The organism is Bosea sp. BIWAKO-01 (assembly GCF_001748145.1).
GTDB lineage: Bacteria > Pseudomonadota > Alphaproteobacteria > Rhizobiales > Beijerinckiaceae > Allobosea.
This window is the reverse complement of record NZ_BCQA01000001.1, coordinates 2,287,501-2,300,500: the sequence shown is the minus strand read 5'-3', so window position 1 is coordinate 2,300,500 and position 13,000 is coordinate 2,287,501. Positions and strand designations below refer to the sequence as shown.

The following is a 13,000-nucleotide window of genomic DNA, read 5'->3' as shown; positions in this document are numbered from 1 at the left end:
CGCACTGAACCCGGGATTTCCTCAACACAATCAACACGACGCCCGGTTGGCATCGTCGTTGCTGACAGATGTGCATCGGCCTCGACGCCGGGTGAGCAAAAATTGTCTTGGAGGAAATCATGGTCAATCGCAGGGTCGCACTCGCGGCCGCCCTCGGCCTGTCGCTCAGCACGTCATTCGCAACCATCGCCCTCGCCCAGGCTCCGGCCGGCAAGGTCACCGTTGTCACCTCCTTTTCCAAGGACGTGACCGACCCGATCAAGAAGGCCTTCGAGAAGGCGGTTCCGGGCGTCACGCTCGAAGTTCAGAACCGCAACACCAATGCCGGTGTGAAATATGTCGAGGAGACCAAGGCCAACAACCAGGTCGATCTCTTCTGGGCGTCGGCTCCTGACGCCTTCGAAGTGCTCAAAGGCAAGAAGCTGCTGACGCCCTACAAGCCCAAGGCGACCGGCATCCCCGAGAAGATCGGCTCCTATCCGATCAATGATCCGCAGGGCTTCTATTTCGGCTTCGCGGCCTCGGGCTACGGCATCATGTGGAATGATCGCTACGCCAAGGCCAACAAGCTGCCGGAACCGAAGGACTGGCAGGATCTCGCCAAGCCGGCCTTCTACGACCATGTCTCGATCGCCTCGCCGGCCCGCTCCGGCACGACGCACCTGACCGTCGAGACCATCCTTCAGGGCGAAGGCTGGGACAAGGGCTGGCGCACGCTCAAGGAGATGTCGGGCAATTTCCGCTCGATCACGGAACGTTCGTTCGGTGTGCCGGAAGCGGTGAACTCCGGACAGGTCGGCGTCGGCATCGTCATCGACTTCTTCGCCTTCTCGGCACAGGCGTCCGGATTCCCGGTCAAGTTCGTCTATCCGACCGTGACCACCGTCGTGCCTGCCAATGTCGGCATCATCGCGAACCCACCGAACAAGGCGGCGGCCGAGGCCTTCGTCGAGTTCCTGCTCTCGCCGACCGGCCAGGAAGTCCTGCTCGATCCCGGCATCCGCCGCCTGCCGGTCAATCCGGCCGTCTATGCCAAGGCCGGCGCCGATTATCCCAACCCCTTCACCGATCCGCGCTTCCAGAAGATGATCGGCTTCGACGTCGACAAATCCGAAGCCCGGACCGCTGTCGTCGACACTCTGTTCGACCAGCTGATCTCCTTCCAGCTCGATGCGCTGAAGGGCGTCACCAAGACGCTGCACGAGGTCGACGCCGCGCTGGCGAAGAAGCCCAACGCCCAGGCCAAGGCTGCAGCCGATGAGGCGCGCAACCTGATCGCAGCCATGCCGGTCACCGAAGCGCAGGCTGCAAGCGCAGAACTCCGCGGCGCCTTTACCGGCGGCAAGGAGAAGGGCGCCAGACAGGCCGAGCTCGAGAGCCAGTGGGCCAATGCTGCCCGCGAGAATTACGCCAAGGCCAAGACCAAGGCCGAGGAAGCCCTCAAGCTCGCGCGCTGAGCCGTCGCCGCGGCCGTCATCCCTGCCGTAGCGAAGTGAAGAGCCGGGATCCATGCCGACCTCCCCGTTGGAGGCTCGGGCATGGATCGCGGATCTCCGCACGGCCGCCTGGCATGACGGTGCAGGCCTTATCGATCGAGCCTCTTTCGGGAACTCCCCATGACCGCCGTCCCCGCGCTCTCGCGCCCCAAACGCATGTCGGCGACCCCTGGCCAGATCGCGCTCGCGCTGGCCATTGCAGCCTTCCTGCTGTTCTTCCTCGTGCTGCCGGTGGCAACGGTGATCTATGTCGCCTTCACCGAGAAGGGCACGAACAGCTTCACGCTGATCAATTTCTACGACTTCTTCCGGACCGAGCTATTCATCCGGTCGTTCTGGAACTCGGTCTATGTCTCGGCCATGTCGGTGGTCTGGGCGTCGGTCTTCGCGCTGCCGCTGGCCTATCTGACGACGCGTTTCGTCTTCCGCGGCGCTGCGGTCGTCCAAACGCTGGGTTTCCTGCCCCTGATCATGCCACCCTTCGTCGGCGCCGTGGCGATGCAGCTCTTGTTCGGCCGCAACGGCTCGATCAACCTGCTGCTGGATGATTGGTTCGGCTTCAAGATCGGCTTCATGGAAGGGCTGAACGGCGTCATTTTCGTCCAGTCGGTCCATTATTTCCCGTTCATCCTGATCAATCTCTCGGCAGCGCTGCGCAATATCGACCGGGCCATGGAAGAGGCCGCGCAGAATCTCGGCTCCTCCGGCTTCCGCCTTTTTCGCCGCATCGTCTTCCCGCTCGCCATGCCGGGCTATCTCGCCGGCGCCTCGCTCGTCTTCGTCAAGGTCTTCGACGATCTGGCGACCCCGCTCCTGCTCAACGTCAAGGACATGCTGGCGCCGCAGGCCTATCTGCGCGTGACCTCGATCGGGATTGCCGACCCGATGGGCTATGTCATCTCGGTCGTCCTGATCATCGCCTCGGTCGTTGCCATGTGGCTGTCGGCGCTGGCGCTGAAGGGCCGCGACTACGCCACGACCCAACGCGGCGGCGGCGGCCTCGCCAAGCGTGTGATGTCACCGATGGAGGCCATCTTCGGCTATGGCGTCGTCATCCTGATCCTGGCGCTGGTGCTCGCGCCGCATCTGGGGCTGCTGCTGCTCTCCTTTGCGACGATCTGGTCCTATTCGCCGCTGCCGGACGCCTTCACGGTCGCCCATTACGCCCGCGTCTTCGGCGAGAGCTCGGTCTACATCAAGAACACACTGATCTATGCCAGCATCGCAGGCGGGATCGACATCGTGCTCGGTGTGGCCATCGCCTATCTCGTGCTGCGGACGAAGCTGGTCGGCCGCGAATGGCTCGACTGGACGGCGTCGGCGGCACTGGCGATCCCGGGCGTCGTGCTCGGCATCGGCTATCTCCGGACCTTCTACGGTATCACCTTGCCGGACGGCACGCCGCTCGCCTCGCTCTGGATCACCCTCGTGCTGGCGCTCGCGATCCGGCGCCTGCCCTATGCGCTGCGCGCCTGCCACGCGGCGCTGCAGCAGATCTCGGTCTCGCTCGAGGAGGCGGCGGAGAATCTCGGCGCCACCAAATCCCGGACCGTGCGCCGCGTCGTCGTCCCGCTGATGGCAGGCGGCATTCTCGCCGGCTTCGTCACCAGCTTCTCGACCGCGGCGGTCGAGCTCTCGGCCACACTGATGCTGGTGCAGTCCAACTCCGACGCGCCACTGGCCTATGGGCTCTATGTCTTCATGCAGTCCGCCGCCGGACGTGGGCCTGGTGCGGCGCTCGGCGTCGTCGCGGTCATCCTCGTCGCGGCCTGCACCTTCCTCTCCCATCTCATCATCGAACGCAGCCAGAAGGCCAAGGGAATGGGCCACTGATCATGAACGCCATCACACCGCTCGCTACCAAAGCCGTCGCCGTCGATATCGAGGGCATCAATCTCTCCTACGGCACCAATCATGTGCTGAAGAATGTCGACCTCGCCATCCGGCCCGGTGAATTCTTCGCCTTTCTCGGACCGTCGGGCTGCGGCAAGACCACGCTGCTCCGCCTCATCGCCGGCTTCAACCAGGCCGATACCGGCCAGGTCCGGATCGGCGGCCCGGACATTTCCACCCTGCCGCCCTGGAAGCGCGATGTCGGCATGGTCTTCCAGTCCTATGCACTCTGGCCGCATATGACTGTCCGCAAGAACGTCGCCTTCGGTCTTGAGGAGCGCGGCGTCGCCCGCGCCGAGATCGAGCGGCGCGTCGGGGTCGCGCTCGACCTGGTCGGGCTCGGCCATCTCGGCGACAGGCGCCCATCCCAGCTCTCCGGCGGCCAGCAGCAGCGCGTCGCGGTCGCGCGCACCGTCGCGGTCGAACCGAAAGTCTTGCTGCTCGATGAGCCTCTCTCCAATCTCGACGCCAAGCTGCGTGTGCAGGTGCGGCGCGAGCTGCGCGATCTGCAGCAGCGCCTCGGCCTGACGACGATCTTCGTCACCCACGACCAGGAGGAGGCCAACACGATCTGCGACCGCATCGCGGTGATGAACGAGGGTATCGTCCAGCAGGTCGGCACCCCGATGGAACTTTACGAGCGCCCGGCCAATCTCTTCGTCGCGAACTTCCTTGGTACCGCCAATATCCTCGAGGGCACGGTTGTCGGCAGCGGCACCGAACGCGCCTTCGAGGTCAAGGGCGGCGCGAAGCTGCCGATCCCGGGCGATGTTGCCGTCCCCACCGGCGCCAAGCTGGTCTTTCGTCCCCAGCATGCGACTCTCGGCGCCGCAGGCGCCACGCATGCCGGGCAAGTCGCGTTGCCGGGCAGGATCGCGCATCGCGAGTTCCTGGGATCGAGCATGCGCTACGGCGTCACGATCGGCGAAACCGAGGTCTCGGTCGACCTGCCCTTCCAGTCGGGCGGCGACCTGCATGAGGTCGCGGCCCCCGTCAGCCTGTCGCTGTCGCCGAGAACCGCGCTCTGGCTGGAGCGTTAGGACTGGCGAGAATCACGACCAATGCGCGGCGCCGGGCGAGGCCATGACGAATATCCATTTGCCAGAACGGTGCCGCGCCGCTCAGAGTTGGTGCATCCCGCGATGCCGTGACGGCTATTTGCTTGCACGGCATCGCTCGCCGACCTTGCGCAAGAGACCTTCGCCATGAGCCCCCCTGCCGCCGCCCGCATCGACATCGAGCGCTTCTGGACGACAATCGAACGGTCGGGCGAGATCGGTCCGGGCCGGCCGGGCGGTCTCTCCAGGCTTGCCCTGTCGGACGCCGACAAGCAGGTCCGCGACGAGTTCGTCGGCTGGTGCCGGGAGGCCGGCCTCAGCGTCCGCATCGACGGAATCGGCAATATCTTCGCCCGGCGTCAGGGCCGCGACGACACACTGCCTCCCGTCGTGATGGGAAGCCATCTCGACACGCAGGTGAATGGCGGCCGCTTCGACGGCATCGCCGGCGTGCTCGGCGCGCTCGAAGTCTGCCGCACGCTCGATGCCATCGGCCATCGCACGCGCCGCCCGCTGGAGATCGTGAACTGGACCAATGAGGAGGGCGGTCGCTTCTCCCCGCCGATGGTCGGCTCGGGCTGCTTCACCGGCACCTACACTCTGGACTGGGCCCGCGGTCGCACCGACGATGACGGAATCAGCCTCGGCGAGGAACTGCAGCGCATCGGCTATCTCGGTGAGATGGAGGCAAGCCCGCACGCCTTCGACGCCTATTTCGAGTTCCATATCGAACAGGGCCCGATCCTCGACCGCGAGCGCATGCAGGTCGGCGTCGTTACCGGCGGCTACCCCAGTTGCGGCATGCTCGTCGAATTCCGAGGCGAAACCGCCCATACCGGACCCTGGCCGATGGAGCGGCGCAAGAATGCCCTGGTGGCCGGCGCGCGCCTGCTCACTGCGGTCGACGATATCGGCTGGGAGAACGCCGGCACGGGCGGCAAGGCGACAGGTTCGCGGCTCGTCGCCTGGCCGAACAAGCCTGGCATCCTGTCGGACTGGGCACAGGCGGTTTGCGACGTCCGCCATCCCGACGCAGAGACCACCCTGGTCATGGCCGAGCGCGTGCGCCGCGCCATTGGCGAAGCCGCTGCACGCGGCGGCTGCACGGCCGAAATCCTCGACACCTGGAACTGGGGCGGGCGGATTTTCTCGGACGAGCTGATCGAGGGCATCCGCTCTGTCTCGCTCGGACTCGGCTACCGGACGCAGGATATCCTGAGCCAGGCCGGGCACGACGCCTATTTCGTCGCCCGCCATGCTCCGACGGCGATGATCTTCGCGCCGTGCAAAAACGGCATCACCCATAACAACCTGGAACTCTGCACGCGCGAGGATCTGGAGCCCGGACTGAATGTCCTGTTGCGCTCCGTGGTCGCGCGGGCCGATCGATAAGGGCTCTGTCGCCCCGCGCGATGGCGATGTCTAGGACGGGTGGCTGAAGCGGGCGACCCGCGCATCCTTCATGAGGTTACGAAAATCGGGCCCGCTGACGCGCACCAGCGTCTTGTGGTCGCCACCCTCGAAATAGACGTCTCTGGCGTCATGAAGGCTTTCATCGAGGATCACCGGTACGTCATAGGCTGATCCGATCGGCGGAACCGCGCCCAGGTCGCAATCGACGAACAGCGAGCTCACCTCATCCTCCGAGGCGAGACCGAGCCGTCGGTGTATCACATCCTGCAAGGTCGAGAGCTCGATGCGGTGTGTGCTGGGAACAACGGCCAGGACATACCCCGCCTCGTGGTGCACGACCACGGATTTGGCCATCCTGCTGCCTGGGACATGGGCGGCCTGCGCCGATTGACTGCTGGTCGCCGTACGGTGATGCGCGACGGTGTCATAGGCGATGCCTTCACCGTCGATATAGGCCTGGAGTTTCTTTGCGATTGTCATCGGAGGCGCCCCTTTGTTGCCTGGCGACGCGTCAGGACGACATCCTCCTCTCCTCCTCCGCGAAGTCAACGGCGAATGGGCTGCCAGGCCCGGGACACAGGCTCCGCCCGGCGAGCCTTTGACACACGGCTGTGGAACCGGGTTCCGGGCCTCGGCTGACCGATCGTCCCGGAACCACTCGCTTGTCTGCCCGCCAGCGGGCTCAGCTCAGGCTTGAGCGCTTCATGAACGCGCCGCCCTTCATGATCAGCGGCATATGCCGGCCCTGGCGGGTCAGCAACGCCAGGTCCTTCAGCGGATCGCCGTCGACGACGATCAGGTCGGCATGGGCGCCCGGCGCGACCGTCCCGATCTTGCCTTCGAGCCCGAGCAGCTTCGCCGCGACATGAGTGGCAGCACTGATCACCTCATGCGCCGGCAGGGCGCGGCCGCGAATGACGAACTCCTCGGACTGGTGCCGATGCATCTCGCCGAGAAGATCGCTGCCATAGGCCATGGGCAGGCCCGCCTTCCTCATGATGGCGAGCGAATCCATGCCGGCGACACGGACATTCTCGACCTTGTCGATGGAATCCGGCGGGAAGCCGAGCTTGCCTCCTTCGCTGGCGAGCTTGTCATAGGTCACCAGGGTCGGCACGGCGACGGCGCCCTTCGCGGCGGCGAGCTTGGCTGTGTCCGCCTGGATCAGGTTGCAATGTTCGAGCGAGTGGACGCCCGCCTCGACGCAGCGGCGGATCGCGTCGTCCGTATAGACATGGGCCGAGACATAAGTGCCGGCCATCCGGGCTTCCTCGACTATTGCCTCGAGTTCGCTCACGGAATAGCCGAGGAAATGGATCGGATCGGTCGGAGAGGCACAGCCGCCATTGGCCATGATCTTGATGAAATCGGCTCCGCCCTTGAGCTCCTCGCGGGCCGCGCGGCGCACCTGGTCGATGCCGTCGCAAATGCGGCCGAGAGCGCCGAGCCGATGGCGGGTCGCCACCGCCTCGCGATCGTCATAGCGGCCGCGGAAATCGGCATGGCCGCCGGTCTGGCTCAGCGCCTTGCCGGAAATGACGAGGCGCGGTGTCGGGTAATGCCCCTCCTCGGTCGCGACCTTCAGCCCGAAATCGGCGCCGCCGACATCACGTACTGTGGTGAAGCCGCGCAGCAGCATCTCGCGCATGATCACGAGGGAGCGCACCGTCACGAGGGAGTCCGGCAGCGCCGCATTGCGCCCGAGATCGGCGACGCCCGCGATGACATGCACATGCGCGTCGATCAGCCCGGGCATCAAGGTCCGGCCCGCCAGATCGATCACCTTCGCCTTGCCGGCGGACACGGTCTTGCCGACCTCGCGGATCGTCCCGCCCTCGACCAGGACTGAGACCGGTGCACCGCGCTCTTGCGCGGTGCCGTCGACGATGCGGGCATTGGTGAAGAGGGTGGAAGCCACGGCATTTCTCCAGTCGGATGAGAGCTGTCAGACAGCGCGCGCTTCTGCGCGGGCAGCCAGGAATGCGGGAACCAGCAGAGGCGCCAGCCGCTCGACCAGCGGCACATGCTCCTCGCGATAGAAGCCTTCCGGCGCGAGCAGGTTGATCGTGCCGACGACCTTGCCGTCATAGAGCGCAGGCACGTTGATGACCGAGCCGAGGCCCATGCTCTCGATCAGCACGTGATCGAAGAAGGCCCAGCGGATTCCGGCCTTGTCGCGCCCGAGATAGGGCTTGCGCCCCTTGAGGACATGGTCGCCCCAGGGCGTCGGCCCCATCGTCTTGCGGCCCGAGACCGGATATTCGGCCGGGCGGTTCGAATAGATCCGCGCGACCTCCTCGCCATCGACATAGAGCAGGGTGAAGAGCTCATGCCCGACGAGCTGCTTGGTCGCAGCCTCGAAGGCCTTGAACAGCGTGTCCGGCTGGCCGGGCTCTGCAAGCAGGCGCGACAGGACGGCAAGATCATCGGACATCGTGAACTCCGGGATTCAGGCTTTGAAAGGGGCGGGCTTGGGGGCCCGTGGAATGCGTTCGGGCAGGAGTCCCTGTGGCCGCAGGTGCAGGACGAGGATCAGCGCGAGCCCAACCAGGATCTCGCGCAGTGCCGCGACCTGGACAGGCTGCAGACCCGGCACCCATTCGGTGGCGAAGCGCGTGGCCTCGAGGAAGATCACGACGAGATAAGCGCCGACGACAGCGCCGCTCGGGCGACCGACACCGCCGGCAGTCACCGCCAGGAAGATGTAGATCGTGATCAGCGGCTGGAAATGGTCAGGCGACACATAAGACTGGAAATGCGCATACAGCGCACCGGCCAATGCCGCGATGGCAGCTGAGAGCGCGAAGGCCTGGAGCTTGAAACGCAGCACCGTCTTTCCAGCGAAGGCCGCAAGCTGCTGATCCTCGCGGATCGCCTTCATCGCCCTTCCATAGGGCGAGCCGTCGAGCCGTCGCAGCAGCAGCCAGACGCCGGCCACGATCAGCGTGACCAGACCGAGATAGAAGAGGTTGAAGCCCATGAGGCCGAGCTCGGCCTTGAGAGGCGCCTTGATCCCGGAAATGCCGTCGGATCCCTTGGTGAGCCAGCGTTCGTTCAATGCAACGAGCCGGATCACCTCGGCAAAGCCGAGGGTGACGATGGCGAGATAGTCGTCGCGCAGCCGCAAGGTCGCGAATGTGACGACAAGCCCGACCACCGCGCCGACCGCGAGCGCTGCGGTCCAGCCGATGAGCACCGGCGCCCCTGCCCCGGTCGCCAGCGCGGAAGCATAGGCTCCGACCGCAAAGAACCCGGCGAGACCGAGATTGACCAGTCCGACGCCGCCCCAGATCAGGTTCAGGCTGAGCGCGAGCAGCGCGTAGATGCCGCAGAGCGTCAGGGTGAAGATGACATAGGACAACATCAGACCGCCCTCTCGCCCAGGATGCCGCGCGGGCGGAAGGTCAGCATGATCAGGATCGCGATGAAGCCGACGGCGGTGCGATAGGTTGCGGGCACCGCGATCAACGCCAGTTCCTCGGCGATGCCGAGCGCAAGCGCTCCAACCACAGCGCCAGGGATCGAGCCGAGCCCGCCGAGCACCGCTGCGGCGAAGACCGACAGCAACACGCGATAGCCGGTGAGCGGGTCGATCGAGGTATCGAGGCCGATCAGCACGCCGCCGACACCGGTGAGCCCCGCGCCCAGGAAGACGGTGACGATGGCGATCCGGGCCGGATCGATGCCCTTCAGCCGGGCGAGATCGGGATTGTCGGCGACTGCGCGCATGGCCTTGCCGAAGCGCGTATAGCGCAGGAAGGCAAACATCCCCGCCATGATCACGACCGCCAGCGCGAGGCTTTGCAGCTGCTGCGGGCCGATCCGCAGATCGCCGAAGCGCATGTCGCGCATCAGGGGCAGGTCATAGCCGCGCATGTCGTTGCCGAAGATGAAGCGGACGATATTCTCGAGCACGAGATTGAGCGCGATCGAGGCGATGGCGACGATGAGCGCCCCGTTCCCGCGCAGGCGGCTGAGCGCACTCTCCTCCGCGACCACGCCGACGGCTCCGGCGATTGCAAACGCAATCACGAGAGCCGGAATGATCGGCAGCCCCAGCACCACATTCGCCCACCATGCGGCAAAGGCACCAATGGTGGCATAGGATGCGATGGCGAAGTTGGGATAGCGCAGCACGGCGAAAATGGCCGAGAAGCCGACAGCCGGGACGGCGATCAGCGCCCCGGTCATCAGCCCGTTCATGAGCGCCTGCAGGAAAAGGGTCACGCGCGGGTCTTTCGGGATCAGGCGATCTTGATCAGGACGATCTTCCCGCCCTGGACCTGCTCGTAGCGGAACTTCGAGTCGCTGATATCGCCAGTCTCGGTGAAGTCGCACGGGCCGCTGGCGCCGTCATAGTCGACAGGCTGCTTGGCTGCGATCGCCTTCAGACCGTCAATGGCGTTGTCGATCTTGGCACCGCCCGGCGCCTGGCTGGCCTTGCGGATCGTATCCTTGATCGCCGTGCCGGAGGCATCGCCGGCCAGCGCGATCGCCATCAGAACCAGGTTGATCTGATCATAGATCTGCGTGGTGTAGGGATCGGGCGAAGGCACGCCGATCAACTTGACCAGGCGCTCATAGGCCTTCGAGCCTTCCGCCGACGAGGGCGAGATCGTGTAGGTCTTGTCGACGACATCGGCCGGAACGCTGTCGACCAGCTTCTGGTTCACCGAATAGCCGAAGGCGACTTTCAGGCCGCCGAAGCCGGCGCGGAACAGGTCCTTCAGCATCACGGCTGTGTCGGGCGTATAGCCGCCGAACACGACCGCGTCAGGCTTGAAGCGCAGCACCTCGTCGATCTCGGTGCGGTAGGCCGGCTTCTTGTCGTCATAGATCAGGGATGCCGTCTCGCCGCCGCCCTTCTTCACCGCCTCGGTGATGTTGTCGAACTGGCTCTTGGCGAAGGGCGTCTGCGGCGACAAGAAGAAGACGCGCTTGGCCTTCTCGGCGATGACGAACTCGCCGAACTTGCGGCCCTGCAGGGTCGTCGTCGGCTGCGTGCGGATCAGATAGCCCTGATGCGGCAACTGCGTGATCGAATCCGCGCCCGAGACGGTCGCAAGGAAGGTCTTCGATTCCCAGCAGAGCGGCGCGACCGCGGTCGTGACCGAGGAGGCCCAGGTGCCGAGAATGGCCGAGACCTTGTCGACGTCGATCAGCTTGCGCGCCGCACGGACGCCGGCTTCCGGATTGGTCTGATCGTCCTCCGAGATCAGCTCGATCTTGCGCCCGAGCACGCCACCTGCCGCATTAACCTCATCGATGACGGCCTTGACCGCCTTGACCATCACCGGGCCATAGGGACCGCCCGAGCCGGTCAACGGCGTCAGGGTGCCGATCCTGATCGGCGCGCCCTGGGCGAGCGCGAGCTTCGGTAGCGCGCCGATGCCGGCAAGCGCGGCGGCACCCGTCAGGAGCGTCCGGCGGTTCGTCATGAATTCGGCCATGGTGATCCCCTTATGTTTCTTGAACTGCGTCGGCGTCGGCTTCAGCCGCCCAGGAAGAGGCGGCGGATATCGGGGTCGGCGGCGAGGGCAGGTCCCGCCCCCTCTCGGCTGTTGCGTCCGGAAACGAGGACATAGCCCCGCGTCGAGATTTCAAGCGCCTCGAGCGCGTGCTGCTCGACCATCAGGATCGGCAACCCGCCCTTGTTCAGGGCGACGATCGCCTCGAACAGTTCATCAGCCGCCTTGGGCGAGAGCCCGGCGGTCGGCTCGTCGAGCAGCAGCAGGCTCGGCGCATTCATAAGCCCCATCGCCATCGCCAGGATCTGTCGCTGCCCGCCCGAGAGCGTACGCGCCAGCGCGCGCCGCTTGTCCGCCAGCATCGGATAGCGCTGGTACATCTCGTCGCTGCGCGTCCTGACGCCGCCAGGATCCTGGAAACCGCTGATCTCCAGATTCTCGGCAACCGTCATCGCTCCAAAGACATTGCGTTCCTGCGGTACGAAGCCGATGCCGGCCCGCGCCCGGCCAAGCGCATTCGCAGCCGTGATATCCGCGCCGTTCAGGCTGATCTGACCCTTGCGCGCCGCAACCAGCCCGGCGACGGTCTTGAGCAAGGTCGATTTACCGGCTCCGTTCGGCCCGATGATCGAAACGATCTCGCCTGGTGCAACTGTGAGCGACGTGCCCTTGAGAATTTCTTCGGCCGCGCCATAGCCGGCGACAACACCTTCGACCGAGAGCAGGGCGGCGCCCGCCGCGACGTTCAATGCCGCCTCCCGAGATAGGCTTCCTGCACTCGGATGTCGGCGGCAACCTCCTCGAACGACCCCTGGGTCAGGGTCCTGCCCTCGGCCATGACGACGACCGGTTGGCAGAGGCGCTTGATCAGCGCCATGTCGTGCTCGATCAGGCAGATCGTCAGGCCTTCACGGTTGAGCCCGACGAGATGCTCGGCGATCTCGTCGGCCAGGCTCGGATTGACGCCCGCCATCGGCTCGTCGAGCAGCAGGATCTTTGGCCTGGCCATCAGGGCTCGCCCGATCTCGACCAGTTTCTTCTGGCCGCCGGACAGCGCCGTGACCGGATTATCGAGCACGTGGTCGAGCTTCAGCCGGCGCGCAATCTCGAAGGCGCGCTCGGCCAGCTCGGCTTCGCGGCGGCGCGCGGCAGAAGAGCCGAATAACCCCGCGAGCAGATTCTCGCCGGGCTGATCCGCGCCATAGAGCATCAGATGTTGGAAGACGCTGAGCTTGGGGAAGCCCCGTGCCAGCTGAAAGGTCCGCACAAGCCCCGCCGCGACGAGTTCTTCCGGTGCCAGGCCCGTTGCATCCTTTGGCCCCAGCGCGACGGTGCCGCCCTTGGGCCGGTACAGTCCCGATACAGCATTGAACAAGGTCGACTTGCCGGCACCGTTGGGGCCGATCAGGCCGGTAAAGCTTCCGGCCGGCACGGCGAGATCAACACCGCGCAGCACATGCACGCCGTAGAAGTCGAGCTTCAGGCCCGTGACCGTCAGCAGCGGCGTCATGAAGCGTGTACCCCCGCAACGGGCCGGCGTGAGGGCGATGTCTGTGTCGGAAAGTGCTCGCGGACCTGAAGCTTCCAGAAATTCAGCATCTCGACGTAATAGGCGGGGTCCTTCCGCAGCACGGTCTGGGCGATCATGCCGCGCACCAGGCACATCGTGGCG

At 65.4% G+C, this 13,000-nt stretch carries 13 protein-coding genes (1 of these 13 cut by a window edge); 4 read left to right on the top strand and 9 right to left on the bottom strand.

Annotated features, from left to right (window positions below; translation table 11 throughout):
- Positions 1-119: 119 nt before the first annotated feature.
- From BIWAKO_RS10555 to BIWAKO_RS10540, 4 genes are all read left to right on the top strand, one after another.
- Positions 120-1,457, top strand: coding sequence for an ABC transporter substrate-binding protein (locus BIWAKO_RS10555; RefSeq protein WP_069878659.1), 1,338 nt, complete (start codon positions 120-122; stop codon positions 1,455-1,457).
- A gap of 159 nt (positions 1,458-1,616) precedes the next feature.
- On the top strand, positions 1,617-3,329 hold the full coding sequence (locus BIWAKO_RS10550; protein ID WP_069878658.1) for an ABC transporter permease: 1,713 nt from the start codon (positions 1,617-1,619) through the stop codon (positions 3,327-3,329).
- Positions 3,330-3,331: 2 nt separating this feature from the next.
- Complete coding sequence (locus BIWAKO_RS10545) at positions 3,332-4,429, top strand: ABC transporter ATP-binding protein (RefSeq protein WP_069878657.1); 1,098 nt, start codon at positions 3,332-3,334, stop codon at positions 4,427-4,429.
- A gap of 165 nt (positions 4,430-4,594) precedes the next feature.
- Positions 4,595-5,839, top strand: a complete 1,245-nt coding sequence (locus BIWAKO_RS10540) for a Zn-dependent hydrolase (RefSeq protein WP_069878656.1) — start codon at positions 4,595-4,597, stop codon at positions 5,837-5,839.
- A 30-nt stretch (positions 5,840-5,869) separates the two neighbouring features.
- Here the strand turns inward: BIWAKO_RS10540 and BIWAKO_RS10535 are convergent, their stop codons facing one another.
- The 9 genes from BIWAKO_RS10535 to BIWAKO_RS10495 form a co-directional block, all read right to left on the bottom strand.
- The gene (locus BIWAKO_RS10535) at positions 5,870-6,340 is read right to left on the bottom strand and encodes an aminoacyl-tRNA deacylase (protein WP_069878655.1); all 471 of its coding nucleotides are present in this window, start codon (positions 6,338-6,340) and stop codon (positions 5,870-5,872) included.
- Positions 6,341-6,542: 202 nt separating this feature from the next.
- Positions 6,543-7,778, bottom strand: a complete 1,236-nt coding sequence (locus BIWAKO_RS10530) for a metal-dependent hydrolase family protein (protein WP_069878654.1) — start codon at positions 7,776-7,778, stop codon at positions 6,543-6,545.
- A 27-nt stretch (positions 7,779-7,805) separates the two neighbouring features.
- Positions 7,806-8,294, bottom strand: a complete 489-nt coding sequence (locus BIWAKO_RS10525; protein WP_069878653.1) for a GAF domain-containing protein — start codon at positions 8,292-8,294, stop codon at positions 7,806-7,808.
- A 15-nt stretch (positions 8,295-8,309) separates the two neighbouring features.
- The gene (locus tag BIWAKO_RS10520) at positions 8,310-9,224 is read right to left on the bottom strand and encodes a branched-chain amino acid ABC transporter permease (RefSeq protein ID WP_069878652.1); all 915 of its coding nucleotides are present in this window, start codon (positions 9,222-9,224) and stop codon (positions 8,310-8,312) included.
- Positions 9,224-10,087 (bottom strand): branched-chain amino acid ABC transporter permease, encoded by an 864-nt coding sequence (locus tag BIWAKO_RS10515; RefSeq protein ID WP_244523407.1) that lies wholly within the window; start codon positions 10,085-10,087, stop codon positions 9,224-9,226. Before BIWAKO_RS10515 ends, BIWAKO_RS10520 begins: the two co-directional genes overlap by 1 nt.
- 17 nt (positions 10,088-10,104) lie before the next feature.
- Positions 10,105-11,310, bottom strand: coding sequence for an ABC transporter substrate-binding protein (locus BIWAKO_RS10510; protein ID WP_069878651.1), 1,206 nt, complete (start codon positions 11,308-11,310; stop codon positions 10,105-10,107).
- 41 nt (positions 11,311-11,351) lie between these two features.
- The gene (locus BIWAKO_RS10505; protein WP_244523406.1) at positions 11,352-12,077 is read right to left on the bottom strand and encodes an ABC transporter ATP-binding protein; all 726 of its coding nucleotides are present in this window, start codon (positions 12,075-12,077) and stop codon (positions 11,352-11,354) included.
- On the bottom strand, positions 12,074-12,838 hold the full coding sequence (locus BIWAKO_RS10500) for an ABC transporter ATP-binding protein (RefSeq protein ID WP_069878650.1): 765 nt from the start codon (positions 12,836-12,838) through the stop codon (positions 12,074-12,076). Before BIWAKO_RS10500 ends, BIWAKO_RS10505 begins: the two co-directional genes overlap by 4 nt.
- A protein-coding gene (locus tag BIWAKO_RS10495; protein ID WP_084652197.1) for a TetR/AcrR family transcriptional regulator crosses the window boundary here: on the bottom strand, positions 12,835-13,000 show its 3' portion. The gene runs 425 nt beyond the window's last position; 166 of the gene's 591 nt are visible here — the last part of the coding sequence; its start codon lies beyond the right edge, outside the window; it ends in the stop codon at positions 12,835-12,837. The genes BIWAKO_RS10500 and BIWAKO_RS10495 overlap by 4 nt, the downstream gene beginning before the upstream one ends.

What these genes read in the sequence shown, in the direction of transcription:
- BIWAKO_RS10555 (WP_069878659.1), top strand. Translation starts at nt 120, where the DNA reads ATGGTCAATCGCAGGGTCGCACTCGCGGCCGCCCTCGGCCTGTCGCTC.
- BIWAKO_RS10540 (WP_069878656.1), top strand. Translation starts at nt 4,595, where the DNA reads ATGAGCCCCCCTGCCGCCGCCCGCATCGACATCGAGCGCTTCTGGACG.
- BIWAKO_RS10520 (WP_069878652.1), bottom strand. Translation starts at nt 9,224, where the DNA reads ATGTTGTCCTATGTCATCTTCACCCTGACGCTCTGCGGCATCTACGCG.
- BIWAKO_RS10550 (WP_069878658.1), top strand. Translation starts at nt 1,617, where the DNA reads ATGACCGCCGTCCCCGCGCTCTCGCGCCCCAAACGCATGTCGGCGACC.
- BIWAKO_RS10510 (WP_069878651.1), bottom strand. Translation starts at nt 11,310, where the DNA reads ATGGCCGAATTCATGACGAACCGCCGGACGCTCCTGACGGGTGCCGCC.
- BIWAKO_RS10545 (WP_069878657.1), top strand. Translation starts at nt 3,332, where the DNA reads ATGAACGCCATCACACCGCTCGCTACCAAAGCCGTCGCCGTCGATATC.
- BIWAKO_RS10500 (WP_069878650.1), bottom strand. Translation starts at nt 12,838, where the DNA reads ATGACGCCGCTGCTGACGGTCACGGGCCTGAAGCTCGACTTCTACGGC.
- BIWAKO_RS10535 (WP_069878655.1), bottom strand. Translation starts at nt 6,340, where the DNA reads ATGACAATCGCAAAGAAACTCCAGGCCTATATCGACGGTGAAGGCATC.
- BIWAKO_RS10525 (WP_069878653.1), bottom strand. Translation starts at nt 8,294, where the DNA reads ATGTCCGATGATCTTGCCGTCCTGTCGCGCCTGCTTGCAGAGCCCGGC.